A 17271-nucleotide genomic window follows, 5' to 3' on the forward strand; every position below is an offset into this window, starting at 1 on the left:
GGCTGCCCGATGTACGTACGACAGAATGGCGCTGGGCGGGTCCGGCGGATCGCCACCACGGCGGGCCTGGCGTCCGCCGCGCTGCTGGTGAGCCAGTTGCTGGTCACGCCGGCCAGCGCGGTACCCGGCCTGGTCTTGAAGGTGACGGGCGGCCAGAGCGACAGCGAGTGGAAGACGACGAACGCCCAGTGCCCGGTCGGCACGACGGTGCTCGGCGGCGGCGGCCGGATCGTGAACGGCAACGGCCAGGTCACGATGGACACCATGCTGCCGCTGGTCGGCGGCGGGGCGTGGTCGGTGACCGGTCGGGAGGACGGCACCGGCTACGGCAACGACTGGTCGATCACCACAAGTGCGCTCTGCGCACCGGAGCCGGCCGGTCTGGAGACCCGCACCCAGTTCTCGGACCACAACTCCAACGTGGGCAAGACGATGGACGTCGAGTGCCCGCCCGGCAAGAAGGTCCTCGGGCTCGGTGCGGAGATGTCCGGCGGCCTGGGCCGGGTCGTCATCGACGACCTGCGGCCGAACGCCGACCTGACCGGCATCACGGTGGCCGGGATGGAGGACGGCGGGCCAAACTACCTCGACAAGTGGACGATGGTCGGCAAGGCGATCTGCGCGACCCCGCCGGCCGGACTGGTCCGGATCACCGGCTTCGGGGTGCTGGACTCGACCACTCCGAAGAGCGCGGTCGCGCGCTGCCCGGAGGGGAAGCGGGTGCACGGCGTCGGCGGTGAGATCGACAACGGTCAGGGTGAGGTGCGGATGACCGCGATGTGGGCGAACTCGTCGACCACGGTCACCGTGACCGGTGCCGAGGAGGAGGGCGGCTACGGCAACTCCTGGGCCGTCAAGGCGTACGCGATCTGCGCCTGATCCCAGCGGCACGTCCGGATCCCCGCTTCCCCGGCCAGGGCGGAGCGGGGATCCGCTGTTCATTCGGCTCGGGCGAGGTGCCCACCGATTTGATCTATCCACTTCCCGATTCAAAAACGTCTATGGGACGAAATGCGGTACTATTCACTCGATCCATTACGTAGTGAAATGATCTCATTATGCGGAGGAGTGATGGGTGGTCCGCAGTTCGAAGTCGATCCGGATCGGGTAGAGGCTGTCGCAACCGAGATCACCCAGGTCGCGGAATCGCTGCGCAAGGCGCGTACGGTTCGGGAGCCTGGCCTGGGTCCGGCAGTGAGCCAGGCGGCAGGCTGGTCGTCGGCGGACGCCGCCCCGGGCTGCGGCGACGTCCTGGGCGGCCTTTCTCGACCGACTGGCCTCCTCGGCGGACCGGTTGGCCGCCCGGCTGCGGTCAGCGGCGCTCGCCTACCAGGCCAGCGACGCGCGCGCCGAGGCGAGCCTGCGGAAGCAGTACGCCGAATGAGCGTACTGACCCTGGCCGACCTGCTCGCCGCCGATCCGGCTTCGTTCGCCGTGGCCGCCGCCACCTGGGAACAGCTGACCCGGGATCTGGACGACGTCGCCGAGGAACTGGTCCACCAGACCCGCGCCCTGGAGTACGCCTGGCCGCACGGATCCGGCTCGGAGGCGGCCTACACAGCGGCCGCCACCCTCCGCTCCGAGGTGAGTAACGCCTACCCTCCGGCGCGGCGGATTCATCAGGCGCTGAGCCGGCACGCCGACGGGATGCGCGGCTACGCCGGACAGGCGAGGGAAATCGTCGCCGCCGCGCGACGTGCGGGTTACGCGGTGGACGGCACGACAGGGCTGGTGACCGCGGCATCGCCCGGCAGTTTCGGCGGCGCGGACGTCATGGTGGCCAACCAGGCGGCCATCGCGGCGCAGGCCGAGCGGTATGCCGACGAACTCGCCACGGTGCTGGACCAGGCCCGACCACTGGACGACAGCACCGCCAGCGCGATCAGTGTCGAACTCCCACAGCCTGAGCGGGGTTTCGGTCGTGCCAAAGCACCCGATATCGGACGGGAGGAGATCGCTGGTCAGCAGGGCCGCCCGGCCCGGGAGGTCAACGACTGGTGGACCGGCCTCACCCCCGAGCAGCAGGAACGGGCCATCCAGCAGTACCCGGATCTAATCGGCTGGCTGGACGGCGTACCGGCCACGGACCGGGACGCCGCCAACCGGATCTCGCTGGACCGACATCAGGACGAGTTGCAACGCCGGGAAACCGAGCTGGCCAACCAACTGGCCCAGCTGCGATCCGATCCCGGCGAAACGGACGCGGAGCGAACAGCGGCCAGCCGGGAGATCTGGCGGCTCACCGAGGAGCTACAGGGGATCGACCGGCAACAGGCCACGCTGGACAAGGTCGACGCCACGCTCACCCGACTAGGTGACCGAGGGCTGTTGCTCGGCATCGATCCGGCTGGCGACGGAAAGGCGATCGTCGCGGTAGGCAACCCGGACTCCGCCACGCACACCGCCGTCTGGGTCCCGGGTACCAGCACCGAGTTGACCGACATCCGGAGCAACGTGCAGCGGGTGGAGAACCTCCAGCGCGCGGCCGACGCGTTGACGGCCGCGCCAGGCGATGTCTCGACGATCATGTGGCTGGGGTACGACGCTCCGGAGCTGGGCGTGTCGATGGGAACGGGCGGCCGGGCCGAGCAGGGCGCGGCGGCACTGGCGCCGTTCGTGGACGGCCTTCGGGTCACCTACGAGGGTGGCGGCTCGCAGCACCTCACCGCGATCGGGCACAGCTACGGATCGGCGGTGCTGGGCGAGGCGGCGCAGCGCGGTGGCGGCCTCGCCGTGGACGACTTCGTTACCGCGGGCAGCCCCGGCGTACGCGTCGAGCACGCCAGCGACCTCGGCCTCCCGCCCGGCCACGTCTGGGCCGGCTCCGCCGTCGACGACGGAGTGTCCGAGCCGGTCGACACCCACGGGAAGTACGGCAGCGGCATCCCGCTTCTCGGACCACACCTGGTCGACGCCTACGACGACACACACGGGGGCAGCCCGCACGAGCAGGAGTTCGGCGCCAACCGTTTCCACGTCGACACGAGCGGCCACAGCGCCTACTGGCAGGAGGGCAGCGCCAGCCTGCAGAACCAGGCCGGCATCGTCGTCGGCCGGTACGAGATCGTCGGGCTGGATCACGGCCTGCCGCCGCACGGATGGCGGTGATGAGCATGGTCGACGCGGTCAGCCGCACGGTGCTGGCTGCCGGCCTCGCTGGCGTGCTGCTGGCGGGCTGCGGTTCCGGCCGGAACGGAGATGACATGCGAGAGGTCAACCAGGCCGACGCCAGCGAGCTGGTCGAAGGGTACGGCCGACAGGTCTTCGGCGCCGTCCACGCCCCGGCCCAGGGGCTCGACCCCATTCCGAACCCCTGCGACGGCAGCTTCGGTGAGGTCTCCGGGACCGTCTATTCGATGGTCGGTCACGGCCAGATTCCAGTGCCAGCGGCGGAACAGGTCGGCACCCTCGCCCGGCTTCGCGACCACTGGCAACGGCACGGTTATTCCGTTGAGGAAGACCGGGTGTTCCCGGATGGCCGGACTGGAACGGTGGCCGTACGCAATCCGGTCGACGGGGTGCGCATCCGGGTTACCAGTACCGAACCGCCGACCATGTTCGCGCTGATGATCTCGACGCCCTGCTACCGCTCGGACGAACCACTCTGAAGTGGCAGGTCAGCGATGCAGGAGTGGGTGGCCCAGGCTGTACGCCTCGACCTCCGCCCCGGTCCACCAGTTGACCGCGTTCAGCGCGACAAGCGTCCGGTGGTACGGCGGCTTGCGCTGCACGGTGTACGACAGCTCCAGCTCGACCACCAGCCCGCTGTCGGCGTCCTGCCTGGCCACCGGCGCCTGCGCCGGGAACCCAGCCAGTGCCATACGGCTTCATCCGGCCGCTGTCCGCCAACTCGCACCCGGCCGGGTGCGGAGGCGGAACCGACCGGGTGCGGAGGTGAGAGAAGTAACCTCGGAGCCCGATGTCGAAAATTCGGTCCGGCCTTCGTTGTGTTGACGGGAGATCCGAACGAAGGGAACAGGACAATGGGCAAGGTAACCACCGGCGGCACGATGTCGATCGACGGCTACATCGCCGGCCCCGCGGAGAGTGGCTTCGATCTGCTGTTCCAGTGGTACGGCAACGGTGACGTCGAGATTCCGACCGCCAGTCCGGACGTGCCGCCGCTGCGGCTGTCCGCCGCGAGCGCGGACCTCGTCCAGGAGGAGTGGGGCAACACCGGTGCCCTGGTCGTCGGCCGGCACCTCTATGACATGACAAACGCCTGGGGTGGCCGGCATCCGATGAACGTCACGGTGGTGGTGCTCACCCATAACCCACCTGAGAACCGACCGGCGGCGGACGAGAACTTCGTCTTCGTGACCGAGGGCATCGAGGCCGCCGTCGCGAGGGCGCAGGAGATCGCCGGCGACAGGACGGTCGTCGTCAACGGCGGCCAGATGGCCCGGCAGGCCCTCGAAGCCGGCCTGCTCGACGAGATCGGCATCGAACTCGTACCAGTGGTGCTCGGCAGCGGCACGCCGCTCTTCGCCGACCTCGGCGCCGTACCCGCGCAGTTCGAGGGCCCGACCAAGGTGGTGGAGGGCGTGGGCGTCACCCACCTGCGGTACCGCGTCAGGAAGTGACCCGGAGCCCCGCCGGTGACCGGGGTTCCTCGCCCGGTCACCGGCGATCAGGTCAGTTGTGCAGGAGCGTGTGGCCCAGGCTGTACGCCTCGAACTCCGCGCCGGTCCACCAGTCGACCGCGTTCAGCGCGACAAGCGTCCGGTGGTACGGCGGCTTGCGCTGCACGGTGTACGACAGCTTCAGCTCGACCACCAGCCCGCTGTCGGCGTCCCGGCTGGTCGCGGCGAGCATGTCGAGCGGACCGGTCCCGTCGAGGTTGAGGATCGCGGTCGCCTCGCCGAAGTAGTCGAAAGCCTGCGGCGGCCCGAAGGAGGTGCTGGGCTGCCCGACCGGCTTCGCGCGGTAGACGTCCTGGGTCACCATCGCCGAGCCCTCGCCGGTCAGTCCCTGTGCGGTGCCGGGGATCAGCAACACTGCCCCGGCGTCCTGCACGGTGCCCAGGTCGTAGGTGATCGCCCCGGTGAGCACGTCGGCCCGCCCGTCACCGGTGACGTCCCCTGTGGACATCCCGGTGCCGAAGTACGAGTGCGGCGAGTCGTCCTCGGGGTAGGTCGTGTGCGGGTCGCCGGGTACCCCCGGGGTCTCCATGCTGATCGTCCTGGCCCGAGCCGCGTCCAGGCCGGCCGGCACCCCCGGCACGTAGACGAGGTAGCCGATCCAGCTCCGAGGGGCGGCGGCGACCAGGTCGCCGTCCCCGTCCCCGTCGACGTCGGCGATCGCCAGCTCGTCGCCGAGCGCGCCGACGCCGACGGCGGTACCGGAGACGGACGTCACGCCGCTGGTGCTGACCCCGCCGGCACCGCCGCGCAGCAGGGTGACGAGACCGCCCTGGTACGGAGCGACGCCCTCGTCCTCCGAGGGCGCGCTGACCGCGAGGTCGTCGTACCCGTCACCGGTCAGGTCGCCGATCGCGACCGCGGTGCCGAAGGTGTCGCCCGAGTGGGCGTCGCCCGGCACGCCCGGAGTCTGCTGGGTGAGAAGCTGGGCGCCGGTGCTGGTGAGCCCGGTCGAGCTGCCGTAGAGGACGGTTACCGAGCCGGCGTTGACCGCCCCGTTGACCGTCTCGCCGTTCGCGCCGACGGCGAGGTCGTCCCGGCCGTCACCGTTGAGGTCACCGGCGGCGAGCCCGGTGCCGAACATGTCGTACTCGCCCATCTCACCCGGCACACCCGCGGTGTCCTGGTTGAAATGCTGCGGGCGCCCGGTGTCGAGGCCGGTGGGGCCACCGTAGAAGATCCAGACCGCACCGCCGAAGGCGGCGCCGGCCGGGGTGAACTCGCCCGGGTTGCCGACGGCCAGATCGGCGTAGCCGTCGGCGTTGAAGTCCCCGGAGGTCATCTCGTCGCCGAAGTTCGGCCGGGTCGGGGAGCCGATCGGCGCGACGATGTTGTCCCGGTACGGCAGTCCGGAGTAGTCGACGACGATGCCGTAGCTGCCCGCGTAGAGGAAACCGCCGGTGACGATCTCGTCCCTGCCGTCCCGGTCGATGTCGAGCCGGGAGCTCGTGGCGGCGGCGGCGATTTTCGGGGCGGCGGTGCCGGTGGTGCCCACGCGCCGCACGGCGATGGTGGTGCCGTCCCGGTTGACGGTGGTGGTGCCGTCCCGGTTGACGGTGGTGGCGCCGTCCCGGTCGACGGCGGTGCTGGGCCGTGGCGTGGCCGGCGCGGCGGTGGCGGCGGTCGTCGGCAGCATGGCGACGAGCACGGCGGCACAGGCGGGCACGGCGCACCAGCGCAGGCGAGGGCGCACGATGATCTCCCCGTGAGTTTGGCGGTGCGCACATGATGCCAGTGCGCTGACCCGCCCGGCTCGGCCGTTCGGTGGACGACCGTCCGTCTGCGCCGGCAACTTTCGCCGGTTCTGCGGTCGGCGTACGGCGGGTGGTCACCTGGACCGGTCGGCCGCGATGGCGAGCACGTCGACCCGCACCAGGAGGTGCAGGCACGGCGGATGCGGATCGACGTACGCCCAGGTGCAGGCCGGATGCTCGTGCCCGGCCACCCAGACCCAGAGCCCGACCTCGTCCGCCCGGACGGCGTGGCGGTGGACCCGGGTCACGGTCATCTCCAGGTACGTCCCGAGTCGCGCCGTCGCGCAGTGCGACCACTCCCCGGGCGCGAGCCGGAGCAGGGTGCCGGCCGACAATTCGGGGATCCGATCCTGCGCGACGTCGTCGATGCTCGGAGACGGCTCGGTCATCGCCACTCGTGGTACCGACGCCAGCGCCGCCCGTCCCACCGGTAGTCCCGCACGTAACCCGGCCCGCACGCGGCACACCAGCGGCGCAGCCAGCTCGACACGGTTGCCCCGGTCGGTACTGCCGCTGCTGCTCGTAGCTGAGCAGGGACAGGCCGGGGAGGGCGGTCGGGTGGTGCCAGGCGCGGACCTGCTGGGCGGACCTGCTGAGTGGAGTCGGACCCGTCCTCGTGGTCCGGGTCGTCGCGCTGCCGGCGGGCCAGGTCGAGTACCCGCTGACGCGCCGCTTCCGCCTCGGCCGCGTCCCGCTCCCACGCCGCCCGCTCGACCTCGGCAACCCGGCGATCCTTCCACCATCTCAATGGGTTCACTCTGCGTCGCTCCTACGTCATCTGAGGAGCCGACCCCGGGCTTGGTAAGGAAGCCGATACCCCGGGCCGACAGGGCGCTCGGGTTGCGACTCGGATGCCGTAAGGCCTGTTGCGCGCCCCGGCTCGTAGCCTTTCGATTGCGGTCTCCGAGTGACAGAGTCGCAGCGTCCTCCGACCGTCCGCTGCCGTTTGTTTGCTGTCCGCAGACGGCGGGACCGCTACGCTCTGACCCCGTGACGGACTATCTCGAGGTGGCCACCGCAACCGAGACGCGCGAGGCAGCGGTAGATCTCGCGGAGCACGTCGTCGCTGCGCGGCTGGCCGGCAGTGCTCAGATCATCGGCCCGGTAACAAGCGTCTTCTGGCACGTGGGGGAGCAGGGGACCGGCGAGGAGTGGCGACTGTTGCTCTACACGACCGGCGACCGATACCCAGCACTTGAGGCTGTCCTGTTGCATCGGCATCCCTGGGACAATCCGCAGGTGACGGCTACTCAGATTGTCGCTGGCTCCGCTGCCTGTCTGCGCTGGCTTCGCGAGTCCGTCACGGAGCAGATCGGGTAACCATCGAATCCCGTAGCGCGGCGACACATGTCAGTTCCGCATGAGGAGCAAGCCGCGTGAGCAGTGCCTCGATTCGCTGCTTGGGGCGGACCGACGCGACGCCGGAAGACAGCCGTACGGCCTTCTCGGCGGTCACACAGCACTGCTCGATCTCGTTGACGTCCAGATAGGCATCGGCGAGCCAGGACAGGTACAACGCCTTGTCGCGGGCGTGGGTGTCGTCGTAGCGGCGGAGCACCGATTCGAGGACGGGGATCGCCCGCAGCGGCCGACGCAGGACCGTCCAGCATCGTCCAGTCATGATCTCGGCTTCCTGCTGGTCGACCCAGTACACCCAGTCCGGCTCCGGCCGGTCGTCCTGATCTGTCAGGCAGCTCACGCCGATGTCGAGATGTCGCTCGGCGTCCTCGGGTTGCCCGTGCACGGCGTGAATCCAGGCGCGACGCATGTGCAACAGTGCGCGGACGCTTGGCGTCGCAGTCGGATCGGCAGTCTCGCAGGCTTCCACGATCGTCGGTGTCGCGGGCCTACCCAGGGCTAGCTCCTGATACGCGAGAAAAGCCATGGCATTGCCGGCGAGCGGCGCGTCTCCGGCGTCACGGGCGGCGGTGAGGCTGGTGCCGTAGAGCCGCTCCGCGTCGTCGTACCGTCCGGCATCAAACGCGGCCCAACCGGCCATCTGCGCCTGCTCGGCGCAGACCGACAGCAGCGCCCGGCCGGTACGGTCGGGGTAACTTCCGTCCTGGATCAGCCGCCGAGTCGAGTCCAACTCGGTGGTGTACATCTGGTACGTGTCGGCCCCGCCGAGGTAGTCGTCGATCCGTCGCAGCCGGGCGGTGCGGTCGGCAATCTGCCGCGGCACATCAGCGGAGACTCTACGGCCGTAATCGAGAATCGCCTCGGGGAGGACGACGGCGATTCCGGCATGTGCGATCACCGCACGCCGACGTACGCCCGTCTGCGCGAGGGCCGCCAGGGCACCATCGGCGCCGAGGGCTCCGTCGATGCGCAGAGCCGCCTGCTGTGTCGGCTCCTTGGCTCCGGTCTCCAACTCGTGCAGGTAGCTCTTGCCGTAGAACGCCACCCGCGCGAGTTCACGCAGCGACAACCCGCGCTCGGCCCGGAGCCGGCGCATCTGATCTCCCAATCTTGGCGTAGCAGAGTCGTGCATCGGCGGCTTCTCCGTACTGGATCGGGCCGGTGTCCCGGGCGTTCTGGGCTTCGGGGCGACTTCTCGGACGATACCGGGCTGAGAGCTGCCTTGGAACCCGGCTGGAGCCGCGATCAACGAGTCGAAAATACTCCGCGAGGCGGTAAAAATATGATCTTGGAAACGCCGAGCTTCGAGATTCACGCGGCCTACCGGACCTGGTGGACCGGCCTGCGATGACCAGCACTTTGGGCTGACGCACGCTTCGCTGGCCGTGCGTATGCTGAGGCTCCGTCGCTGTCTTGGAGCTGTGGTGACCAAGGTCTACGTATCGGCAACCTTCAGAGATCTGCAGGAACATCGCGCGGCCGTCCAGCTCGCGTTGCGCCGGCTGCGCGTGGAGGACACGGCAATGGAGTCGTACGTCGCCGAGGATCGCCGTCCGCTGGAACGGTGCCTGGCCGACGTGGCGGACTGCGATGTCTACATAGGCATATTCGCCTGGCGGTACGGGTTCATCCCGCCGGGCTTCGACCGCTCCATCACCGAGCTGGAGTATCGCGAGGCGCTCGCACACGGAAAGCGCTGCCTGATCTTCCTGGTCGACGAGGAAGCGCCATGGCCGCGCAGTTACGTCGATCGGGGCAACGACGCGGTCCGCATCGAGGCGTTCCGCGCGGAGTTGGCCGACCGCCACATGTGCAGTCTCTTCAGCGATCCTTCCCAGCTCGCGGCAATGGTGACCGCGGCGGTGGCCAACGTGCTGAGCGAGGCGAACTTTTCGCAGTACCCGTCCTCTACCCTGGGTCAGGACGTGCTACGGCGATATTTCGGTCGTCTGCGACAGCACTACGGCGTGCTCGACCTGGACGTCCTGACGCCAGCGCACTCGGAGGAGCACTTCCAACTCCAGTTGGCGTCGGTGTTCGTCGAGCAGTCGGTGCTCCCGGTGTCGTCCGGGATTTTGAACACCTCGGATCGTTCGGCCGAGCCGGTCGACCCCTGGGCGTCTCCGCCGCAGCCCCTGTTCGACGCCCTCGCTGATCCGGAGAAGCGCAGGATTGTCCTGCTCGGTGCCCCGGGCTCCGGGAAGTCGACCATCATCCGATACCTGGCACTTACCCTTAGCCAGGAGGATCACGATCATCGACTGACTACGTTGGCCGATCACGTTCCACTGCTGGTCCAGCTCCGGTCGTACGCTGCTCTCGCGGCCGACGGACGCTGCGAGGGGTTCGTCGCCTATCTGGACTACCTGGCCCGTACGAACGGGTTGGGCATCGACCGGCGCATGCTGGTCCGTCATCTCAGGACGGGCAGGACGCTTGTCCTGTTCGATGGGCTCGACGAGGTTCTCGATCCGCGTCAACGTGAGGAGGTGTCCAGCCAGATCGCGGGATTCGCAACCGAGTTTCCGAACGTCCGGATGGTCGTCAGCAGCCGGCCCTACGGCTACGCCAAGCGGGTCTTCGTGGCTGCCGGGTTCAGTGACCTAATGCTCCAGCCCTTGGACGCCAAGCAGATCGCGGCGTTCCTCTCGTCCTGGTATCGGCTGACCTCGACGACGAAGGCGGTCGAGGAAGAGGCGCCGGCTCGGGAGGCGCGTCTGCTCGACGCGATTGAGCACTCACCGTCGTTGCGGGAGATGGCGGGCAACCCGATGCTCCTGACGATCCTGACGATTGTGGGAAAGCACCAGGTCCTGCCCCGAACGCGCCTGCGTATCTACCGGCACGCAACTGATCTGTTGATCGAGTTTTGGGACGTCACCCGCCATCTGCGCACGCCGGAGAGTACCGGCTTCATCGAGATCGAGGACAAGCGGGAGCTTCTCCGTCGGGTCGCCTATCGTATGCAGGAGGCCGACAACGGCCTGCGTGGTAACGACATCAAATCGGACGAGTTGCGGCGGGTGTTCGAGGAATACTTTGTCGATAGATACCAAATGGATCTGGTCGCGGTTCGTGGCATCAGTCAGTCTCTCATCGAATCATTCAGCGTTCGTAGCGGCATCCTGACGGAGGTCGAGGAAGGGACCTACCGGTTCGCGCACCGCCTCTTCCTCGAGTTCTTCGCGGCGGACGCCATCGTCACCCGGTTCCGCCGTGGCGAGTTGTCGCCCTTGCAACTCCGGCGATTGTCGCGTTGAAGCGCAGCGAGCCGCATTGGCAGGACGTGCTGGAGATGATTGCCGATGCCGTCGGGCCGGAGATGCTCTCGGCAGAGTTGAGCGACGTCTTCAAGCTGAACGGCACCCCGACCCTCACCTTCGTGGAGCCGCCGGACTTCACCCGCTTCCGGATGGCGCTACGACAGCCGGGACTTGGGATCGTCCTAGAGGGACCGTCCGGGATCGGGAAGTCCACCTTCCTGCAACAAGCTGTGCGACTTGAGCACGAAAGGGGCCTTCTGATACCCGTACTGAGCGCCCGGCGTCCCGAGGATCTGCCGAAGATAGCGGTGTTACCCACCGAGCACCGTCGTGGCGTCGTTGCCGTCGACGACTTCCAGCGGTTGCCCGAGGACCTTCGGGTCAAGCTCGTCGACTACCTGAGGCTTCTCGCGGACGAGGAGTCCCCCGACCGACGGTTGGTCATATCTGGCATCCCCGGTACCGGGCAGAGTCTCGTCGAGTTGGCCTTCGACCTGGCCACTCGGATCAAGATCTTCCGGGTTCCGATGGCGACCGATGCGCTGATCGACGAGATGATTTCGAAGGGCGAACAGGCTCTCAACATCAAGTTCACCCATGGGCACGACATCGTCCGACTCGCCAGTGGAAGTCTGCACACCGCCCAGATGCTCTGCTGGCATCTCGCGGCGCACGGTGGCGTCGCATGCACGTCACCTCGGACGCTGGCCATCGACGATGGGCTGGACGACGCGCTGCGGCAGGTAGAGGACTCCCTGGCACTGAAATACCGCAAGGTCGTGCAGTCGTTCGCAGCTCTGGACGGCCAGAGCCAGCAGTCCTGCATCGAGCTCCTTCTCATGCTTGCCGAGACGCCGGACGGGATCCTGTCACTGGACCAGGCTGCGGAGCAGCGACCCCACCTCGCGCGGGCGATAACGTCGCACCTGCTCGAAGCCTCTCCCCAGGGATTCGGTGGTCCGCAGGCAGAACTGGCCGACCACCTCTTCCTCGACCGGCGGGCTCGGCGGCTCGTCATCGAGGATCCACAACTGCTCTTCTACCTACGCCGCCAGGATCCCGAGATGCTGGCCCGCGCTGTCGGAAAGCGAGTCAACGCCAAGCGCGATCAGGTATTCGTCAGTTACAGCCATCAGGACCGTGACTGGCTCGACCGATTGGACCGTCATCTCAAGCCCTTGATGAGGCGAGGGCTGGTGAACGTCTGGACGGACACTCGGATCTTGCCGGGGGACAGTTGGCGGGAAGAGATCGACGCCGCGCTACAACGGGCCCGGGCGGCAGTACTGTTGGTCAGCCCTGACTTTCTCGCGTCCTCGTTCATCGAGGAGGTCGAACTGCCGGCCCTGCTCTCTGCGGCCTACGACGACGGCTGCCGGATCCTGCCGGTCATCGTCTCGCCGAGCATCTTCACGAGCATCCCGGAGCTCGCCCGATTCCAGGCGTTCAACTCCCCCTCGATGCCGCTCTTGGGGCGCAGTGACTACGAGAAGGAGAAGGTCTTCAGCGAGGTCGCGGCTGTCCTGCTTCGGCTCTTCGCCGAACCGCCCGTCGCATAGCTACCTAGACCGAAATTGAGACCGGACAGTGAACGCCCGGCGGTTCCCGTAGGGCTCTGCCGGGCGTTTCTGCTGGTCAAGCGAGCGGAGGATACGAGATTCGAACTCGTGAGGGTGTTAACCCAACACGCTTTCCAAGCGTGCGCCCTAGGCCTCTAGGCGAATCCTCCGTCCGACAGGATACAGGCTCCGCGCCGGCTGCCCACCCCGGCGGTCCCCCGGAGATCCCGCCAGCCGGCCGGGTACACTTGGCGGCACCCCCCGTGTGGCGTCACCTCGTGAACCTCCCCAGGGCCGGAAGGCAGCAAGGATAAGCGAGCTCTGTCGGGTGCACGGGGGGCCTTGTCATCCCCCTGACCAGGGCTGCCGGCCGCCGAGCCGGCCTGGCGGATCACTCGGCGCGCGGCCCACCTCATGATCACCCCGGACCGGGCGACCACCGGCCGCACCCGCATGATCGACGTGGAAAACGTCGGGCGCGCGTGACAACCTTGGCACTCGGCAGCGTGGCGGCGGGTGGAGAATGGCCCGGTCGAGAGGAGGCGGGACGAGTGGCACTGGCGCTCTACCGCAAGTACCGGCCCCGCACGTTCGCCGAGGTGATCGGCCAGGACCACGTCACCGAGCCACTGTCCCAGGCGCTGCGCAGCGGCCGGCTCAACCACGCGTACCTCTTCTCCGGCCCCCGTGGTTGCGGCAAGACGTCCAGCGCCCGGATCCTGGCCCGTTCGCTCAACTGCGAGCAGGGGCCGACCCCGGAGCCGTGCGGCGTCTGCGACTCCTGCAAGAGCCTGGCCGCCGACGGCGCCGGCTCGATCGACGTGATCGAGATCGACGCGGCCAGCCACGGTGGCGTGGACGACGCCCGCGAGCTGCGCGAACGCGCCTTCTTCGCGCCGGCCAGCAGCCGCTTCAAGATCTATGTGATCGACGAGGCCCACATGGTCTCGACCCAGGGCTTCAACGCCCTGCTCAAGCTGGTCGAGGAGCCGCCGGAGTACGTCAAGTTCATCTTCGCCACCACCGAGCCGGAGAAGGTCCTCGGCACGATCAAGTCGCGGACCCACCACTACCCGTTCCGGCTGATCCCGCCGGGAGTGCTCCGCCCCTACCTGGAGCAGCTCGCCTCGGCCGAGGGCGTCAAGATCGAACCGTCCGTCTTCCCGCTCGTCGTCCGGGCCGGCGGCGGCAGCGCCCGGGACTCGCTCTCGGTGCTCGACCAGCTCATCGCCGGTGCCGGCCCCGAGGGGGTCAGCTACGCCCGCGCGGTGGCCCTGCTCGGGGTGACCGACGCCGCGCTGATCGACGAGATGTGTGACGCGCTGGCCGCCGGGGACGGCGCCGCCGCATACGCCACCATCGACCGGGTCGCCGAGGCCGGGCACGACCCGCGCCGGTTCGCCTCCGACCTGCTCGAACGGCTCCGTGACCTGATCGTCCTGCGTCAGGTGCCGGACGCGGTCGCCAAGGGCCTGATCGACGGCCCGGCCGACCAGATCGAGCGGATGGCCGCCCAGGCCGAACGGCTCGGCCCGGCCACGCTGTCCCGGTGTGCCGACATCGTGCACAACGGCCTGGTCGAGATGCGCGGCACCACCGCCCCCCGGCTGCTGCTCGAACTGATCTGCGCCCGGATGCTGCTGCCCGGTGCCGAGGACTCCACCGGCAGCCTGCTGCAACGCCTCGAACGCATGGAGCGCCGGCTCACCCTCTCCGGCGACGCGACCCCGGCCGCCGCGCCGATCCGCCCGGCCGCCGTCGACCCGGGCCCGCCCGCCGCGACCACCTCCGCACCATCGGCCCCCGCCAGCGCCGCGCCGGTCGCTCCCCCTCAGGGAGTACGCGAAAGCACCGCACCCAGGCCTGGCCACGCGCCGGCCGCACCCGGCCCCGGCCCGGCGTCCGCCGCACCGGTTGTGGAGCCACCGACCGCCGTGCAGCCACCGGCCCGACGTCCGGTGCCGCCGGAGGCGGTGATGCCCGACCCGGCCACCCCGGATCCGATGCCGACAGGTGCCGGACCGACCGGCGAACTCGACGCCGCCGCCGTACGCCGGGTCTGGGGCGAGGTCGTCGGCATGGTCAACCGCAGCAACAAGCGGATCGCCGCCCTGATGCGCGATGCGGTGGTACGCGACCTCGACGGCGACACCCTGGTGCTGACCGTCAAGTCCCCGGTACTCGCCCAGATGCTCGCCAACGCCTCCGGCGTGCTCACCGACGCTCTCTACGAGGAGCTGGGCGGGCGCTGGCAGATTCGCTGCGAGGTGGCCGGCGAGCAGCGGGCACCGGCGTCGGCAACCCCGCCCCGGCAACCGACCGGTCCCGCCAACAGTGGTCCAGTCAGCAATGGCCCAGTCAACAGTGGCCCGGTCAACAGCGGCCCAGCCACCGACGGCCCAGCCACCGACGGCCCGTCCGGCGGTGCCTCGCCCCGGGGCGGCGTCAACGGCTCGGCCCCGTCCGGTGGTGGCCGGGGGGCGACCGGCGGCCGGGAGCGGTCGACCGGCTCGGGCGGTGGCGGCGGCGCGGGCCGGGCTGGCAGCGGTTCGAGTGGCGCTGGTGGCGGTTCGAGTAGCGCTGGTGGCGGCTCGCCGTCCAGCGCAGATGACGACGACTGGCCGGAACCGGCCCGACCTGGCGGTGCCGCGTCGAGTGGATCCGCACCGGGTGGAGCGGCCGACGACGACTGGCCGGAGCCGACCCCACCCGGCGGGACCGCTCCCGCCAGCACCACTCCGGCGGCATCGCCCCTCGGCGGCGGCACCCACGCCACGGCCGTAGCCGGTGACCGCAACAGCACCGGACCCAACGGCAGCGGTGCACAGAAGGCCAGCGGGACCAGTACCAGCGGCGGAGCGGGCGGTGCTGCGGTCAGCGCCGGGCTCGCGGCGGCCCGTGCGGCGGCGGCCGGCCGGGGACCGAAACCCGCCCCGGCGGCGGAGCGGACGGCGGATTCGGACTGGGCCGGCGAGCCGCCCTACGACCCCGACTACGACGGCCCGCGCGCCCAGACCGGGAACGGCCACGACGGCCCGCGCGCCTCTACCGGGATCGGCCACGACGGCCCGCGCGCCTCTACCGGGATCGGCTACGAGGGCTTCGACCCGGGCGACGAGCCGCTCGACGAGGTGATCGACGAGCGGACCGCCCGGCAGACCAGCGAGCAGCAGGCGGTGCAACTGTTGCAGCAGACCCTCGGCGCGGAACGGATCGGCGAGGTCGACCTCAAGTAGTGGCGCCGACCTGACCGGCTGATCAGACGGCTACCGGGGACCTCGAACGGCTACCGGCGACTCGACTGTCCGCTTTCGACACCGGCCATAAGCGGGACGACGAGAAGATCGTCGATTCTCTAAGATCAGCCGTCCGATCCCGTTTTCTGTGAGCTTCCTGTGAGTGTGGCGTGCGCGAGTTCTCGGTACCCGAGCGGCTCGGGGTGTTCGGTCTGGGCGTGGCGGTCGCGGCGGCGGCGTGGCCGTACCTGACCGACGCCACCGGCCTGGGACTACCGTGCCCGTCGCGCGTGCTGACCGGGGTGCCGTGTCCGGGCTGCGGCCTGACCACGGCGGCGGTTGCCCTGGTCCGGGGCGACCTGGCCGGCGCGGCGGCGGCCAACCCGGTAATCGTCGGGCTCGCGGTGCTCACGGTCGTCGTGCTTCCGCTGCTCGCGCTGCGGACGCTCGGCGCGCTGCCACCTCCGGTCCGCTGGTCGGACCGGACCCGGCGGCGTACGGAATGGGCGGCGGCCCTGCTCGCCTGCGCGAGTTGGCTGTTCCAGGTACACCGGCTCGGCATCACCTGACGCCGGGCTCCCGATTCTTCACCCCTTTTCATCGCAAGGAGTACCCCTTGAACTACGCCAGTTGGGGCCCCAGGGCGGGCGCCTACATCATCGACTTCCTGATCGTCACGCCGTTCAGCATCCTCGCCGTCGTCCTTGGCGGGCCGGGCGTGGACGCGGAGACCGGCCAGGCGACCGGTCCGGGCCCGCTCTACTGGGTCTTCATCGTGCTCGGGATCGCGGTCAGTGGTTACAACCGGTGGTACCTGGCCGGCAAGACCGGGCAGAGCTGGGGCAAGAAGGCACTCGGCATCCAGTTGGTCGGCGACGCCAGCGGTCAGCCGATCGGCTTCGGCATGGCCTTCGTGCGGGACCTGGCGCACTTCGTCGACGGCATCATCTGCTACATCGGTTACCTCTGGCCGCTCTGGGACGCCAAGAAGCAGACGCTGGCCGACAAGATCGTGAAGACCGTCGTCGTACGCTGACCGACCCGCCGGCCGGTCGCGGGGCGTCGAGCCGCCCGCGACCGGCCGGACTAGGCTGGACGCGACCAGTTTCCGCAACCGAGGAGTCGCCGTGCGCCCGGGTGGACAGCCCAACCTGCAGCAGATGATGAAGCAGGCGCAGAAGATGCAGCAGCAGCTCGCCGCCGCACAGGCCGAGCTGGCCGAGGCGGAGCTGACCGGCACCGCCGGCGGTGGCCTGGTCACCGTGACCATCTCCGGTGCCGGCGAGGTGAAGGCCATCAAGATCGACCCCAGGGCGGTCGACCCGGAGGACGTCGAGACCCTGGAAGACCTCGTACTGGCCGCCGTGCACAACGCCCACGACGAGGTGCGCAAGCTGACCGAGGAGAAGATGGGTCCGGTCACCGGCGGCATGGGCGGCCTCGGCCTGCCCGGTTTCTGA

15 protein-coding genes, 1 tRNA gene and 1 other RNA gene are annotated in these 17271 nt (G+C 69.3%); 12 read left to right on the plus strand and 5 right to left on the minus strand.

The window, feature by feature from the left end; translation table 11 throughout:
* The first annotated feature begins 9 nt into the window (after positions 1-9).
* The 3 genes from O7626_RS35895 (at position 10) to O7626_RS35905 (ending at position 3608) form a co-directional block, all read left to right on the plus strand.
* Complete coding sequence (locus tag O7626_RS35895; RefSeq protein ID WP_278065402.1) at positions 10-879, plus strand: hypothetical protein; 870 nt, start codon at positions 10-12, stop codon at positions 877-879.
* A gap of 501 nt (positions 880-1380) precedes the next feature.
* The gene (locus tag O7626_RS35900; RefSeq protein ID WP_278065403.1) at positions 1381-3108 is read left to right on the plus strand and encodes an alpha/beta hydrolase; all 1728 of its coding nucleotides are present in this window, start codon (positions 1381-1383) and stop codon (positions 3106-3108) included.
* 5 nt (positions 3109-3113) lie between these two features.
* A complete protein-coding gene (locus O7626_RS35905) occupies positions 3114-3608 on the plus strand; it encodes a hypothetical protein (RefSeq protein WP_278065404.1) in 495 nt (164 codons plus the stop codon).
* Positions 3609-3617: 9 nt separating this feature from the next.
* On the opposite strand, the gene O7626_RS35910 is transcribed toward O7626_RS35905, so the two are convergent.
* Entirely contained in the window at positions 3618-3821 is a 204-nt protein-coding gene (locus O7626_RS35910) for a hypothetical protein (RefSeq protein WP_278065405.1), read from the minus strand.
* Between the two features lie 162 nt (positions 3822-3983).
* Between O7626_RS35910 and O7626_RS35915 the strand changes: the two genes are divergently transcribed.
* Positions 3984-4583 carry a dihydrofolate reductase family protein gene (locus O7626_RS35915; protein WP_278065406.1) on the plus strand — a complete coding sequence of 200 codons (600 nt, stop codon included), beginning with the start codon at positions 3984-3986 and terminating at the stop codon, positions 4581-4583.
* Between the two features lie 52 nt (positions 4584-4635).
* Here the strand turns inward: O7626_RS35915 and O7626_RS35920 are convergent, their stop codons facing one another.
* Entirely contained in the window at positions 4636-6333 is a 1698-nt protein-coding gene (locus O7626_RS35920; RefSeq protein WP_278065407.1) for an FG-GAP-like repeat-containing protein, read from the minus strand.
* Between the two features lie 135 nt (positions 6334-6468).
* Positions 6469-6783: a hypothetical protein gene (locus O7626_RS35925; RefSeq protein ID WP_278065408.1), complete on the minus strand. Its 315-nt coding sequence runs from the start codon at positions 6781-6783 to the stop codon at positions 6469-6471.
* Positions 6784-7384: 601 nt separating this feature from the next.
* Here O7626_RS35925 and cutA point away from each other — a divergent pair.
* Positions 7385-7714 (plus strand): divalent-cation tolerance protein CutA, encoded by a 330-nt coding sequence (cutA, locus tag O7626_RS35930; protein WP_278065409.1) that lies wholly within the window; start codon positions 7385-7387, stop codon positions 7712-7714.
* Here the strand turns inward: cutA and O7626_RS35935 are convergent.
* Positions 7695-8885, minus strand: a complete 1191-nt coding sequence (locus O7626_RS35935; protein ID WP_278065410.1) for a helix-turn-helix transcriptional regulator — start codon at positions 8883-8885, stop codon at positions 7695-7697. The genes cutA and O7626_RS35935 overlap by 20 nt on opposite strands.
* A gap of 292 nt (positions 8886-9177) precedes the next feature.
* Between O7626_RS35935 and O7626_RS35940 the strand changes: the two genes are divergently transcribed.
* Positions 9178-11013, plus strand: a complete 1836-nt coding sequence (locus O7626_RS35940; RefSeq protein ID WP_278065411.1) for a DUF4062 domain-containing protein — start codon at positions 9178-9180, stop codon at positions 11011-11013.
* A complete protein-coding gene (locus O7626_RS35945) occupies positions 11010-12575 on the plus strand; it encodes a TIR domain-containing protein (RefSeq protein WP_278065412.1) in 1566 nt (521 codons plus the stop codon). Before O7626_RS35940 ends, O7626_RS35945 begins: the two co-directional genes overlap by 4 nt.
* Before the next feature lie 85 nt (positions 12576-12660).
* Here the strand turns inward: O7626_RS35945 and O7626_RS35950 are convergent.
* Positions 12661-12745 (minus strand) — tRNA-Ser (locus O7626_RS35950).
* A gap of 85 nt (positions 12746-12830) precedes the next feature.
* On the opposite strand from O7626_RS35950, the gene ffs reads away from it, so the two are divergent.
* The 5 genes from ffs to O7626_RS35975 all read left to right on the plus strand — a co-directional run bounded on the left by ffs (position 12831) and on the right by O7626_RS35975 (position 17271).
* Positions 12831-12920, plus strand: an RNA gene (gene ffs, locus O7626_RS35955) — signal recognition particle sRNA small type.
* Between the two features lie 206 nt (positions 12921-13126).
* The gene (locus tag O7626_RS35960) at positions 13127-15811 is read left to right on the plus strand and encodes a DNA polymerase III subunit gamma and tau (RefSeq protein ID WP_278065413.1); all 2685 of its coding nucleotides are present in this window, start codon (positions 13127-13129) and stop codon (positions 15809-15811) included.
* A gap of 170 nt (positions 15812-15981) precedes the next feature.
* A complete protein-coding gene (locus O7626_RS35965) occupies positions 15982-16380 on the plus strand; it encodes a DUF2752 domain-containing protein (protein ID WP_278065414.1) in 399 nt (132 codons plus the stop codon).
* 47 nt (positions 16381-16427) lie between these two features.
* Positions 16428-16847: an RDD family protein gene (locus O7626_RS35970; RefSeq protein ID WP_278065415.1), complete on the plus strand. Its 420-nt coding sequence runs from the start codon at positions 16428-16430 to the stop codon at positions 16845-16847.
* 115 nt (positions 16848-16962) lie between these two features.
* Positions 16963-17271: a YbaB/EbfC family nucleoid-associated protein gene (locus tag O7626_RS35975; RefSeq protein ID WP_278066468.1), complete on the plus strand. Its 309-nt coding sequence runs from the start codon at positions 16963-16965 to the stop codon at positions 17269-17271.

Source organism: Micromonospora sp. WMMD1102 (genome assembly GCF_029626265.1).
In the GTDB taxonomy this organism is placed as follows: domain Bacteria; phylum Actinomycetota; class Actinomycetes; order Mycobacteriales; family Micromonosporaceae; genus Plantactinospora.

What these genes read in the sequence shown, in the direction of transcription:
- O7626_RS35895 (WP_278065402.1), top strand. Translation starts at nt 10, where the DNA reads ATGTACGTACGACAGAATGGCGCTGGGCGGGTCCGGCGGATCGCCACC.
- O7626_RS35900 (WP_278065403.1), top strand. Translation starts at nt 1,381, where the DNA reads ATGAGCGTACTGACCCTGGCCGACCTGCTCGCCGCCGATCCGGCTTCG.
- O7626_RS35905 (WP_278065404.1), top strand. Translation starts at nt 3,114, where the DNA reads ATGGTCGACGCGGTCAGCCGCACGGTGCTGGCTGCCGGCCTCGCTGGC.
- O7626_RS35910 (WP_278065405.1), bottom strand. Translation starts at nt 3,821, where the DNA reads ATGGCACTGGCTGGGTTCCCGGCGCAGGCGCCGGTGGCCAGGCAGGAC.
- O7626_RS35915 (WP_278065406.1), top strand. Translation starts at nt 3,984, where the DNA reads ATGGGCAAGGTAACCACCGGCGGCACGATGTCGATCGACGGCTACATC.
- O7626_RS35925 (WP_278065408.1), bottom strand. Translation starts at nt 6,783, where the DNA reads ATGACCGAGCCGTCTCCGAGCATCGACGACGTCGCGCAGGATCGGATC.
- O7626_RS35935 (WP_278065410.1), bottom strand. Translation starts at nt 8,885, where the DNA reads ATGCACGACTCTGCTACGCCAAGATTGGGAGATCAGATGCGCCGGCTC.